Here is a 13693-nt window from a genome sequence, read left to right on the forward strand (position 1 = left end):
GCTAAAAAAGACATAAATTAGGGAGTCAAATCTGAGCTAATGCGAATTGTACAAGAATTATTATTTGTGATCCTGTTCGGAACAGCGGTGTATCTTTTTGCCCAAAAAGCAATCCGGATAAGGAAAAACATACTACTGGGACGTGATAAAGACCTGAGCGACCATCCGGATCAACGCTGGAAAAACCTGCTGTTGCTGGCTTTTGGTCAGAAAAAAATGTTCCGTAACCCGCTGGTAGCTGTACTCCACTTCTTCGTATATGCCGGATTCCTGATCATCAACATTGAAATCCTGGAAATCATCCTGGATGGTATCCTGGGTACACATCGTTTATTCGTTCCCGTATTAGGCATGGTTTACCCGGTGCTGATCGGCTTATTTGAAATACTGGCAGTGCTGGTGATTGCCGGCTGCGCCATCTTCCTCATACGCAGGAATATATTAAAGCTGAAACGCTTTATGGCCCGCGAACTCAAAGGGTGGCCGCGCTCAGATGCCAACTATATCCTGATCACGGAAATTGTGCTGATGCTGCTGTTCCTCACCATGAACGCGGCAGATCAGGCTTTACAGGCCAAAGGCGCCACACACTACGTAGCTACCGGCAACTTCTGGATTTCAGGGATGTTTGTGCCCCTGCTCAGCGGCATGTCTGAAGGTTCGCTGGAAGTACTGGAACGCAGCTGCTGGTGGCTGCACATCGCCGGCGTACTCGCTTTCCTGAACTATCTCCCCTACTCCAAGCACCTGCATATTATCCTGGCATTCCCCAACGCATATTACGCCAGCCTGGAGCCAAAAGGTGAAATGGAAAACATGCCCTCCGTACAGCATGAAGTACAGCTGATGCTGCAACCGGAGCTGGCTGCCAACGCGCCCGCCTCCGATACTATGCCTAAGTTCGGCGCCAAAGATGTAATGGACCTTACCTGGAAAAACTTGCTGGATGCCTACAGCTGCACAGAATGCGGCCGCTGCACGGCTGCCTGTCCGGCCAATATCACCGGTAAACTGCTGTCGCCCCGCAAAATCATGATGGATACCCGCGACCGCCTGGAAGAAGTAGGCGAAAACATCAAAGCCAACGGCGGCGCCTTTAAAGATGATAACAAAGCCCTCTTACGCAATTATATTTTAGAAGAAGAACTGCGCGCCTGCACCACCTGCAACGCCTGCGTACAGGAATGCCCTGTGAGCATCAACCCCCTGGATATTATCCTCCAGCTGCGCCGTCACCTGGTAATGGAAGAATCCAGCGCACCGGCAGAATGGACTGGCATGTTCAGCAATATCGAAAATAATATGGCCCCCTGGAAATTCAGTATGGACGACCGGGATAAATGGACCGGGGAATAATTTACATAAAAAAAGGAAGGTTTTAAACCTTCCTTTTTTTATGCAGATTAATTCGCTCTCACAATCACATCTTTCGGCGCTCCCGGAATACCATCCACCCGCTTCGTGGTTTCACCATTATGCCCCGTGCCTACATTCAGGTAAAAAATACTGCCTCTTACTCCCACCAGCAGCTGGTTGCCATTTTCCAGCAGCTTCAGCATAGTAATCGTTTGACCGCTGAATGAACTAGCCATTTCCTTTACATCTTTATTCAACGGGTTATACCGGTACACTTTATCTGCCTGTGTAAAATAAAATACACCCACCGGCGACTCTACCCAGAGTGTGGCCGCACTGATCTTATCCGCAATCACCGGCTTCCTTTTTTCCAGCGCGTGAAAAACAGGATCGCTGCCTGTTCTGAACTCCACGCCAAAACGCAGTTCCCTGATCTGGCCCGCACTGTCGCAGAACGCATAACATACGTTATCTGAAAAACGACCCAGGTGCAACATATCCATCTTCAGGTTCTTCGGTGTAAAAGCAGAATCTTTTACAATGTAGTTGGTATCAAGATAATTGCCCCAATCCATCCGCACCATCTTCCGCTTCGTTTCTTCAAAACCCACAAAATACCCGCGGTTATCAGGATCACTGGCAATAATAGACGGCGACAGACTATAGGTGCCGGAAAGCGGGATACCCATAAAGCCGTAATAGGTGGCAAAAGGAGCTGTTTCTGTAGCGCCGCGGTATAATTGTTTATTGATAATGCCTACGGGTACACCAAGACTCGAAGGGATAAAAGTAGATACCTCCAGCGGACCCGGATCGGAATAAAAATTCTTCGCGAGTGTTCTTATCTTTCCCAGATTATTGGGATCAATATAAACGCCACCTGTTTTAAAAGTAGCCCAGTAACCGGTAATGAGATTGCCGTAATTAACATTCTTCATCATGGTGAGCTGCAATGCGCCGCCAGGAAGGGTATCGTGATTGATATTGGTATATACGTCGGCTTGTACCGTGCCATCTTCTTTAATAAAAGATATTTTGGAAGACGTTACATCATCACTCAACACCACCGTACCACGTGTAAAGGCAGCAGTACCATTGATCACAAATTTATAATAGTACTTCATCTCTGTAATACTATCGTACACAATGTACACCGCGGGATAACGCGATGCTCCCAAACCAAATACAATGCGCAGCTCCTGGCCGGTATAATCCTGCGTGCCCATCTGGCCGGGAACGGAAATTTTCCACAAGCCCTGGTACTTTGTATTGCCGGAGGCCAGCACCACTTTCGGCGATATGATAAAGCTATCCCCTACAACCGCCATATAAGCGGTATCCAGCTTAGTGATCACCGGCTCCGGGATCGGGTGATAATCGTAATTGCCTTTATCTTTATAGCAGGCGGTAAATAATACCAGGATGCCAATGATATATAGAAATACATGTTTCATGTGTATAGAATTTTGGTTATTGTGGTACAATCCTGTTCCCGTTTTCATCATGGAAATAATACCTGCCGTCTGCAGTACTGTGTTCCAGCGGGTATTTTTTATTAAGATTACCGGTATTGTAGAAATAATAAGTACCGTTTGGTTCCTGCCCGATAGCATATCCCTTATCCTTATAGTCGGCCGCACGGGCAATAGGATCCATCATAAACGCGCGGAACTGCCGCAGGTAAAACAATGTTTTGGGAGTAGACTGCCAGTCGGAGTTATCCAGTTGTAATTCAGTGGTACCGGATGTACGGATAAACAGTTCATGCTTCACACGGGAATAAACGCCAAGATCGTCTTCCCATACAACCCACCACAGCGGCTGTTCCAGCCGGTTTGAAAACGTCACCTTAGCAGTGTCGTAGGAAGGGAAGTCATTACCAAATACACTGGAAGCCATGATCTTTAGTTTAATGACCACAGAAGTGTCGAGCAGCAGCGGATCGCTGCCGGAAATGATCAGCGGCAAAAAAGTCCTGCCTGAATCTGCCGGGATCTTATAGGCCGAGTCCAGCATTTTGTAATGTAGTCCCACCAGGGCAGTAGTACCCTCAGCTATTACCTGTGCTTTGAACCACCTGTCGTACGATGCCCGTTCCCCCGAAATCCTTACCGGAAGTAAAAGCGTATCTATCGATTTTTCAGGAAAAAGCGCAAAGGAATAAAAGAAGCTGTCTACCCTGGTATTCTTTATATAATCTGTAAAATCAAAATAAACATTATTGTTCTCACGGAACACCAGATCATCCTGCTTTTTGCATGATATCAGCAGTATCCAGCTGAACATGCCTGTCGCTATTATCTTTTTCATGTGTGATATTTTATCGGTTACCGTATGCGATTTCATCATCAGGAAGCGGTAGTACAAACACGCCATCGGAGGGTGGCACCGGCTTACCGCCTAATCCCACTATCGACCTGTTCAAGCGTTTATACATGTAGAATAGCTGTCCTTCCCCATACAATTCCTTGCGCGCTTCTTTCAGCAGTTCGGCATAAAAACTGTTGGTATCTGCCGGGCCGCTATATGGCCCGATACCGCGGTGCAACCGTACTTCATTGAAATATGCCCATGCCTTATCCGGATCAGTAGCAAAAGTGCATTCCGCGGCGATGTAATAAATTTCACTGAGCCGTAACGCAGGCCCCATCAGGTAATGAAGATTATCATCTGTGCGCTTGTATTTTTCCAGCTGCAGATAAGTACTGCTGTTAACGGATTGTTCGCTGAACCACTGTTTAAAGCGGAAATCCTCCCCGCCTACGCCTGCTACTTCATAAATGTTTTTACCTTCTGTGCTGGAAATAAATAATCCCTGCCCATTCCCTTTCCGGAACTGGTCATTCATCGCATCTTTCCGGTTAGGCATATAAAAACCAAAGATCAGTTCCTTATACAGGATCCTGTCTTTCTTTGCATCATTGCCATTCATGAAATCTTCCTGGCGTGTCCACGGAAATTTATTGGCATTAATAATTTCGAGGGCATTCTGTAAGGCGTTTACCTGGTCTTTTTTATAGAGATATACCCTGGCCAGCTCACCGCATACCGCATAATAATTTAAACGGTGCCGGCGTTGCTGCACAAACATTTCACCATCGCCTTCGGTACTGGAATCCCTGATCATATATCCTACTTTATAACCCGGATTTAAGATGGGGTCTACTCCGCGCAGTATTTCTTTTGCGGCAGTAAGGTCTTTGATCACAGAATCCAGCAAGGCCGTTACGGTTTGCATGGCAGCGGCGTTTTTGGTGAACTCTGTTGCATAAGGCACCCCTTTGGCCGCCGGCATGCTGGCAAAGGAAGGAGCAAAAAGGCGCAGCGCATCAAAATGGCACCAGGCCCGCATCGCCAGCGATTCTCCCTTTATCAGGCCGTAGTTAACGCCCGACAGGATACTTTTTTGCTGATCTACTTTAGCAAGAATTAAATTGCTGTTGGCAATCACTTCATACAGTCTTTGCCAGATCTTATTCTTCCGGTCGATCTGGTTCTTATCTTTATAGTTGTACATGGCAGCCTGCCGGTACCCGCTGCCATCCAGAACAGGGATCGCATAGTTCTGCGCCAGCACATCCGGCAAACCACCCATCAGCTCCTTGCCATAAATATCTTCATTCAAACACAGGCTGTAAAGGCCATTCACAGCATCTTTAAAGCCATCTTCGCTTTTGAACAGCTCATCACCGGATACTTCCGAAATCGGTTTAATATCCAGCCATTTGCTGCAGGAAGTGGAGAATAATAAAATGAGGACTAAATACTTCTTCATATATAATGATTTTAGAACCTTGTTTGAAGTGAGAAAGTGAAGCTCCTGGCAAAGGGATAGTCAATACCTCTTTCCGCCGCTACGGTAGACCAGTAGCCGATATCATTCATATTCAGGGAAAGCCGGAGGCTTCTCATCTTCAAACGGTTGTAGAAGGCTGCGGGCGCTTCATAAGAGAGGTACAGCGATTTGAATTCCAGCCTGTTTTCCTTTTGTACAAAACGGGAAGAAGCCCTGGTCAGCGACTGATCCGCAATGTCTTTGTAGAAAGTAACATCTCCCGGTTGCTTCCATCTGTCGGTTAATACGCGGGAGTCCACATTAAATCTGGGGTCTGCATTTTCCACACGGTCCAGCAAGGTCTGGTTGTAGTAGTCGCCGCCAAACTTGGTATAGAAACTCACTTCCAGCATCCAGCTCTTATACACTACGTTACCGCCGAAGAAGCCTTCCAGCTTGGGTGTTTGATCACCTACCGGCACCGTATTTTTCACATCATAGATATAAGTTTTGGAGCCATCCTGGTTCAGGAAAATTTCCTTACCGTTTTCAGGATCAATGCCCAGCGACCGTACCGCATAAATGGTATTCATGGATTGGCCTTCTTTATAGCGCAGCAGCGATAAAGATTTCAATTCATCTTTTTCATTCTGTTGCTTGTCGATATCATCGTTATAAGCTTTTAGTGCATTGGATATTTTGGTGATAACGTTGGTATTATGTACCATGTTGGCCCAGAGGTTTACAGACATATCGCGGTTGCGGTATACGTTTCCACGGATGTTAAACTCATATCCTTTATTCACCATTTCTCCCAGGTTCTCTTTATACTGATAAAAACCAGTGGAAGGCGCTACATTGATATCTGCCAGCAGGTCCTTTGTGCGTTTATAATAATAGCGGGGCGCCACGTACAACCGGTCGTGGAACAGGCCGAGTTCTGCACCCAGGTCGTAGTTTTGTGTGCGCTGCCATTTCAGGTTGGAGTTGCCATATGCTTTGAAATGCGCTCCTACGCCGGTAGAGTACCAGTCGCCGGTATAATACTCATAAGTAGTATTGGATAAATAGGCCGGGAAAGATACTTCACCTGTTAAACCGGTAGTGGCTCTCAGTTTCAGCTGCGACACAATCGTGTTGCGTAAAAACTTTTCGTTGTGCAGGTTCCATCCGAGGCCATACGACCAGAACGGCGCCATGCGTGCATCTACCCCGAATTTGGAAGACCCGTCAACCCGCAGCGTGGCATCCATCAGCAGGCGGTTTTGATAAGAGTAGTTGATGCTTCCAAAGGCGCCGGCCAGTCTCTCTTCATAAGTTTCGCCGGTAGGCGCTTTATCTTTTTCGTAGGTTCTGGCAAAGGTGATATCGGTAAACCGGTCGTTGGTAAACCCTTGCGCCTTAAAGGTTTTCAGGGAACTTTTAGCGTCCTGCATGTTCAATCCGAGCGAAGTGTTGAAGAAGTGATCGCCTATTCCTTTGTTGTAGTTCAATACCAGGTTACCATTGTACTGTATCTCATCACGAACGCCGAAAGTATAGCTGCCACGGTCTTTCAGGTCGTCGCCGGTTTTATCAAAGAAGTCGTTGCTATAGGGAGAAATGAACTGATCGGCGGTAGAGCGGCGTTTGGTTAAGCTGAAGTCTCCGCGGAGTCTCAAAGTATTGGTGATGTTATATTCAGCAGAAAAGGCGTCGGTAAACTCCAGGTATTCTGATTTGTTGAAGCTGGCAAGGGTAGCTTCATACATGGGGTTCAGCACGGTGTTGAGCTTCATGCCATTGGTCGCGTAATCCGGCACATTCCATTTATCCAGTTCCCGCAGCAGTTTGCCGGTAGAATCGGTTTTAGGGAAATAAGGATTCATGCGCGCATAGGTGGAAAACTCCCCGTAAGGCGATTCACGGCCGTTTACCTGCGAGATGGTAAACTGGTTGCGGAACAGTACCTTATTATCTTTCAGATTGTATTGCAGGTTGGTAGCAAGACTGTAACGGTCGCGTCCCGAGCCTTTCATCGCTCCTGCATTGGTTTGGTAACGGCCGTCGATAATATATTTGAGCGACTGTGATCCACCTTCCAGCGTCACGGAATGTTTATGACCAAAATCGGTGGCAAGTGGCTGCGACAGCCAGTAGGTATTTACACCCGCCAGTACATTCCTCCGTTTGGCGTAGTACTGCATCTGCAGTTCGTCCTGCCCTTGTCCTAATGCATTTTCGTATACCCCCGACAGTCGCTCATATTCCAGTTTCTGTTCGCCGTTGAGCAGGTTGTATGCCGTGAGGTCTGGTGTGGTAACATTCAGTTCGTAGCCATAGGTAAGCGACAGCTTGCCTTCTTTCGGAGGGCGCGTAGTGATCACCAGTACGCCGTTGGCGGCACGGGAGCCGTAAACCGCGGTGGCTGCTGCATCTTTCAGCAGGGTTACTGCCGCGATCCTGTTGGGATCAAGGTCGTATACCGACTGCACCGGAACCGGGTAACCATCAATTACAAACAACGGCAGGTTGGGTGTGCTGTTGATCTGGTTGCGGGTAAGTTCCGTGGTTTTGCCGGTAGGTAATGCGGTGGTGCCTCTTACGTTGATGTTGGGCAGCGCATTGGGATTGGAACCGGAGAAATTATTCTCTACAAGTTTAAAAGAAGGGTCGAAAGATTGGATACTGGCCAGGATATTCTGGGGGTTGAATCGTTTTAGCTCTTCTCCCGTAATAGTAATAGCCGATCCGGTGAAGTTATCTTTCTTGATATTCTGATAACCGTTTACCACCACATCTTTCAGCGACTGCATATCGGTGAGCAAGGTAACGGAAATGGACGTACGTTTTCCTGCTTTTATTTCCTGTGTTTTAAAGCCGATGTAGCTGAAAACCAGTACAGCGTTATCGGGAACATCCCTCAGTTCAAAGCGGCCGTCTGCATTGGTTTGCACGCCATTGCGGGTACCTTTCACCACAATCGTAACGCCCGGGATGGGCACACCGTCTTCCTGCGTTACCTGTCCTTTCACCGGCGGATGCACGGGTACCTCCTGCACCGGTGTAGGGGCGGTGGTTGCTACAGCTGCTGCCGGGGCTGCAGCCGGCGCCTGTTGCTTCGGTGCGGAAGCAGGTGGAGCAGGCGCATCTTTCCGGAAGATGATATAATTATCCGCGCCGGCTTCTTCTACCTCCAGGTTTAGTGGCTGCATCAGGCGTTGCAGGTAAGCCTGCATTTTAACCGATGCTGTTTTTGGCGATGGAACCGTTGCTTTCAGGTCTTTGATGGTGTTGCCCGTATAGTTGATACGTATCTTATACCGGTCTTCCAGTATCGCAATAACCTCCTTCAGGGGAAGTGGTTGCTGCTGTGTAACCGGGCGGGCAGTGGCATACAATACATCATGTTGACGGTGCAAAGGCGCCGCTGTAGCCGGCGACACACAAAGCTGTATCAGCAGGGCCATAGCCATGCTTCCGCCAACACGCCTGGCGTAAAATTCTATCATAGCAATAGATTAGGTTGGTTGAATAATTGTTACCTCGTTATTATGGCTGATTATAATTTCATCGGTGCATAAGTTTCCCCTTCCCGGATACGGCGGGCAGGGCATTGTTTATTATGTCAGTTCAAATACTATTGTTGGTTGATCCTGTATGTTTGGGCGCCCGTTTTTGTAACGGTTACCTGTAACGATCTGGATAATGTTCTGAAAAATACTTCTACATTATCTGTAGGTACTGTTCCTGTAAATGTTTGCCTGCCGAGGCTTTCTTCCTGGAGCTCAATAGTGATGCCCAGGTTATCCTGCAGGGATTTAATGACTTCTGTAATGGGCGTATCTGTAAATAATAGCTTTTTACTTTGCCAGGAAGAATATACTTCCGGGTCTACTTTTTTATTGGTCAGCTCATTGGTGGTGGCTGAGTAAGTGATCATGTCGCCGGGCTTCATGATGATAGATGCCGCAGTGTCGCTTCCGCGGGGGCGCAGCGCCAGTTTCACCACGCCGTTGTTCAGTACTACCTGTGTTTGCACCCGCCGGGTGTTAACATTAAAAGCGGTGCCTGTTACCTGTACGTCCATGTCGCGCGTATGCACTATGAACCGCTGATTATTGCGTTTATGCGTTACCGTAAAAAATGCTTCTCCCTCGATCCATACTTCGCGGGCATCCTTTGCATTCCATTTCTCCGCATATCTCACGGAAGAATTCACGTTCAGCCGGATCTCGGAGCTGTCGGGCAGCAGGATGGTTTTCAGTTCTCCCATTTCGGTTACCTGATGTACTTCCCCGCCGGAGAACAGGAAAAAAGCAGCGGCATATAAAACTGCAACACCGGCCAGTACAGCCGCATAAGGCAGCCATCTCCTGTTTTTAATGGTATTCATTACCGGCTGCAGGGCAAAAATGCCCGGTTTGCCTGATTTTTCTGTTTTGTCGATGGTTTGTTCAATACGGTTCCAGGTATCCGCTGCTGCGGCAGCATCAGGTACCCAGGAAGGAGAACCTATTACCTGCAGCCATTGCCTGGCCTGCATGACGGTTTCACGTTTATCCGGATTACTGCTCATCCATTCCTCCCAGAAAGCGGTGGCGGTGGCATCGTTATCCAGCACCCAACTCCGGAAAGAAGGTTCCTGCAAAAAATCTGAACTAGTGAATTCCCTGAATCTCATCTTCAATACTTATAGTGTAAAGTAAACCGGTGTTAAAATCTTAGCGTTCCGGCGCCACTTTTTTTTATTTTTTTTTGCCGCCTTTCAATTGTCTGTTAAACACGCATTAAAATGGCCATAACAAAAAGAGCGTCACCAGTTTGTCGCTGTGCTTTTTTAGAAAGCGTAATGCCTGCGACAGTAACACATACGTGGCATTCACGCTGAGCGACATCAGCGCGGCGGCTTCCTTTGTATCCAGGCCCTGGAAATAACGCAGGTGCAATACCTCCTGCTGCCGGCGTGGCAACTGGTTGATCACTTTAACCAGTTTCTGCTGCTGCTCCCTCTCCGACTCCCGTCCCATGATGATCTGTTCGGGGTTGGTGCTGAAATCAGCTTTATCCATCGAATGATCAAACATACTGGGAACATACAGGGGCTTCAGACTGCGGATGATATTCCTTTTAAGACTGGCCAGCAGGTAAAAACGAATGGTATCAGTAATGGATAAACGCTCCCGGCTGAACCAGAGTGTCACAAAAAGATCGTGTATACAATCCTTCACGATGGTTTCATCGGGATGAATCTTCATTCCATAGTTGAACAGTGCGGGGAAATGCTGTGTATAAATAAAAGACAATGCATCCTTATCGCCTTCCACTACCTTGATCCATAGCTCCTTATCATTCAGGCTGGCGTACAATTCAGTTAGATTTTAAATTTGTGCGGTTCTGTTTTTTATCTTTATATTCAATTCGTCTTAAAGATATAAACAGTAATAATAGTAAGCAAGTGTCGGAATTTAAAGGATACACCCAAATTTTAGACAGTTGCATGACTTTTCGGCTTTTCATTTGATTGCATGCAATCATTTTCGGTATTAATTTAAAATAACAAGAATGCATATTAAGACAATGGCAGAATATGCCGCAAACGGAGAAACCCCGGAAGTGCTGTTCTGGGTGGGATGTGCAGGGAGTTTTGATCAGCGTGCCCAGAAAATAACCCGGGCATTTGCTACCATCCTTGAAAAAGTGGGCGTCCGTTTTGCCATTTTAGGAAAAGAAGAAAGCTGCACCGGGGATCCGGCCAGAAGAGCAGGTAACGAGTTTATTTTCCAGATGATGGCGCAGAATAATATCCAGTTGCTGAATATGTATGAAGTAAAGAAGATCGTTACCGCCTGCCCGCATTGTTTTAATACGCTGAAAAATGAGTATCCCGCACTGGGAGGTAACTACGAAGTAATACATCATACCACCTTCCTCCAGTCGCTGATCGACGAAGGAAAAATAAAGATGCAGGAAGGCGGCACCTTCAAAGGCAAAAAAATAACTTATCATGATTCCTGCTACCTGGGCCGCGCCAATAATATATATGAAGCGCCCCGCAAAGTATTGGAAACCCTGGACGCCGAACTGGTGGAAATGAAACGCTGCAAAAGCAATGGCCTTTGCTGCGGCGCCGGCGGCGCACAGATGTTCAAGGAAGAGGAAAAAGGCGCCACCCGCATTAACTTTGAACGCGGACGTGAGGCCGTAGCTACCGGGGCGGCCGTGATCGCCTCCAATTGTCCTTTTTGTATGACCATGCTTACCGATGGGGTAAAAGACGCCGGTAAGGAAGAATCCGTAAAGGTGCTGGATATAGCAGAACTGATCGCAGAGAGCATGAAATGAATCCATTTACCTAAATTTGTGTTATGAATACCAGCAACATCTTCCCTTCAGGCTTTTCTCCCGCCTCCAGGGTTTGGATATACCAGAGCAACAGACCATTCAATGAACAGGAGATACTGGAAATTAACGAGCAACTGCACCAGTTCACCGCCCAATGGAACGCCCACGGCGCTCCCGTAAAAGGCTGGGGACAGGTAGTGCTGAACCAGGTGATCGTATTGATGGCAGATGAATCGCAGACCGCCGTAAGTGGCTGCAGCACAGATAGCTCCGTTCGCATTATCAAAAGTATAGAGCAACAGTACAGCGTTAATATGTTCGACCGCCTCCTGCTCGGCTTCATCGTAAAAGATAAAGTGGAGCTGCTGCCTATGGCCCAGGTTGGCTATGCACTGGAGAAAGGTTATATCGATGAAAATACCATCTACCTGAACAATACCGTACTTACCAGGCAGGAACTGGATACCCGCTGGCTGCAGCCGCTGAAAAACAGCTGGATAGCCACAAAGCTGAAGTTAAAAACCGCGTAACTTCAAGCCGGCAGGGCGTTAGCGCTTCAAGTCCACCTTTCCTCCGGGCATACTCGGTGGATACACTGGGTATACAGCGTATAAACCATCTTATCTGTTTCCGGATCATTAATGTCCTTTTATATACCAGGTGTAGCTGAAAACACATCTGCAAAAGCACATTAATCATCCGGAAATACTATTTTCTGCCATTCTGTCATTTTGTTATTTTTATTACCTATTTTTGCCTTCCAAAATTTTTGTCAGGATGCTTGATCTGGATACCAAAGTGCATGATGAAAGTCGCCAGGGAGAAGCTTTTGCTCCTGCAACGACTGGCACCCAAACATATACTAAAAAATTTTACATTGAAAGTTATGGTTGTGCAATGAATTTCAACGACAGTGAAATTGTTGCCTCCATCCTGGGCGAGGAAGGCTATGGCCCTACCCGCAACGCGGAAGAAGCCAGCCTCATACTCCTCAATACCTGCTCTATCCGCGAAAAAGCGGAACAAACCGTACGTAAACGTCTTACTGAATTCAAAAAAATAAAACAGCAAACCCCCGGCATGCTGGTGGGTGTTTTAGGCTGCATGGCCGAACGCATCAAAGGTAAACTGCTGGAAGAAGAGAAACTGGTAGACCTGGTAGTAGGCCCCGACGCTTACCGCAGTCTCCCGGCGCTGATCGCAGAAGCAGGAACCGGTCAGAAGTCGGTGAATGTGTTGCTGAGCCGCGAGGAAACCTACGGGGATATCAGCCCGGTACGACTGGATAACAACGGAGTTACCTCTTTTGTGTCCATTATGCGGGGCTGTAATAATATGTGTTCCTTCTGCGTGGTGCCGTTTACCCGTGGCCGTGAACGCAGCCGCGACGCCTATTCCATTGTGAAGGAAGCAGAAGAGCTTTTCGCCAATGGCTACCGCGAAGTAACGCTCCTGGGCCAGAATGTTGACTCCTACTACTGGACCAGCAACGACGGCAGTGAAACCATTACCTTCGCCATGCTGCTGGAAAGAGTAGCGCTCATCAATCCTTTGCTGCGCGTACGTTTCAGCACCTCCCATCCGAAAGACATTACAGATGAAGTACTGTTCACCATGCTGAAGTACGATAACATCTGCAATTATATTCACCTGCCCGTACAAAGCGGCAGTTCACGCATCTTGCAGCTCATGAACCGTACGTATACCCGCGAATGGTATATCAAAAAGGTAGACCGCATCCGTGAACTGATCCCCGACTGCGGCCTGTCTACCGACGTGATCACCGGCTTCTGCACTGAAACTGAAGAAGATCACCAGGATACGCTCAGTCTGATGCGCTATGCCCGCTACGACCTGTCCTATATGTACTTCTACTCCGAACGTCCGGGTACACTGGCAGAACGCCGGTATACAGATGATATTCCGGAAGAAGTAAAGAAAAGGAGACTGGCCGAAGTGGTGGCGCTGCACCGCGATATTTCGCAGGAAAACATGCTGAAAGAAGTAGGCAAAACGTTCAAAGTATTGGTGGAAGGTACTTCCAAACGCTCCGATGAGCAGCTGTTTGGCCGCAATGATCAAAACAAGGTAATCGTGTTTCCAAAGGAAAACTTTAAAAAAGGAGATTACGTGATGGTTAAAGTGGAGAGCTGCACATCAGGTACTTTGATCGGGAAAGCTGTACAATAACAGACAAGCATATTGTCTGTATTTTAAACCATCAAACATACGAATAAC

Annotated in this window: 10 protein-coding genes; 4 read left to right on the forward strand and 6 right to left on the reverse strand. The window is 47.5% G+C overall.

Annotated elements, in window-relative coordinates:
* Positions 1-39 precede the first annotated feature (39 nt).
* On the forward strand, positions 40-1356 hold the full coding sequence (locus AB6805_RS27630; RefSeq protein WP_370912662.1) for a 4Fe-4S dicluster domain-containing protein: 1317 nt from the start codon (positions 40-42) through the stop codon (positions 1354-1356).
* A gap of 47 nt (positions 1357-1403) precedes the next feature.
* On the opposite strand, the gene AB6805_RS27635 is transcribed toward AB6805_RS27630, so the two are convergent.
* From AB6805_RS27635 to AB6805_RS27660, 6 genes are all read right to left on the reverse strand, one after another.
* Complete coding sequence (locus AB6805_RS27635; RefSeq protein WP_370912663.1) at positions 1404-2810, reverse strand: PKD-like family lipoprotein; 1407 nt, start codon at positions 2808-2810, stop codon at positions 1404-1406.
* Between the two features lie 16 nt (positions 2811-2826).
* Positions 2827-3666 carry a DUF4843 domain-containing protein gene (locus AB6805_RS27640; RefSeq protein ID WP_370912664.1) on the reverse strand — a complete coding sequence of 280 codons (840 nt, stop codon included), beginning with the start codon at positions 3664-3666 and terminating at the stop codon, positions 2827-2829.
* 10 nt (positions 3667-3676) lie between these two features.
* Complete coding sequence (locus tag AB6805_RS27645) at positions 3677-5131, reverse strand: RagB/SusD family nutrient uptake outer membrane protein (protein WP_370912665.1); 1455 nt, start codon at positions 5129-5131, stop codon at positions 3677-3679.
* A gap of 11 nt (positions 5132-5142) precedes the next feature.
* On the reverse strand, positions 5143-8622 hold the full coding sequence (locus AB6805_RS27650; RefSeq protein WP_370912666.1) for a SusC/RagA family TonB-linked outer membrane protein: 3480 nt from the start codon (positions 8620-8622) through the stop codon (positions 5143-5145).
* Between the two features lie 128 nt (positions 8623-8750).
* Positions 8751-9794: a FecR domain-containing protein gene (locus tag AB6805_RS27655; protein WP_370912667.1), complete on the reverse strand. Its 1044-nt coding sequence runs from the start codon at positions 9792-9794 to the stop codon at positions 8751-8753.
* A 106-nt stretch (positions 9795-9900) separates the two neighbouring features.
* On the reverse strand, positions 9901-10479 hold the full coding sequence (locus AB6805_RS27660; RefSeq protein ID WP_370912668.1) for an RNA polymerase sigma factor: 579 nt from the start codon (positions 10477-10479) through the stop codon (positions 9901-9903).
* 196 nt (positions 10480-10675) lie between these two features.
* Between AB6805_RS27660 and AB6805_RS27665 the strand changes: the two genes are divergently transcribed.
* The 3 genes from AB6805_RS27665 to miaB all read left to right on the forward strand — a co-directional run bounded on the left by AB6805_RS27665 (position 10676) and on the right by miaB (position 13645).
* The gene (locus AB6805_RS27665; RefSeq protein WP_370912669.1) at positions 10676-11455 is read left to right on the forward strand and encodes a (Fe-S)-binding protein; all 780 of its coding nucleotides are present in this window, start codon (positions 10676-10678) and stop codon (positions 11453-11455) included.
* Between the two features lie 23 nt (positions 11456-11478).
* Positions 11479-11985 carry a hypothetical protein gene (locus AB6805_RS27670; RefSeq protein ID WP_370912670.1) on the forward strand — a complete coding sequence of 169 codons (507 nt, stop codon included), beginning with the start codon at positions 11479-11481 and terminating at the stop codon, positions 11983-11985.
* Between the two features lie 247 nt (positions 11986-12232).
* Positions 12233-13645, forward strand: coding sequence for a tRNA (N6-isopentenyl adenosine(37)-C2)-methylthiotransferase MiaB (gene miaB / locus AB6805_RS27675; RefSeq protein ID WP_370912671.1), 1413 nt, complete (start codon positions 12233-12235; stop codon positions 13643-13645).
* Positions 13646-13693: the final 48 nt, after the last annotated feature.

The sequence above is a fragment of the Chitinophaga sp. RCC_12 genome, from assembly GCF_041360695.1.
In the GTDB taxonomy this organism is placed as follows: domain Bacteria; phylum Bacteroidota; class Bacteroidia; order Chitinophagales; family Chitinophagaceae; genus Chitinophaga.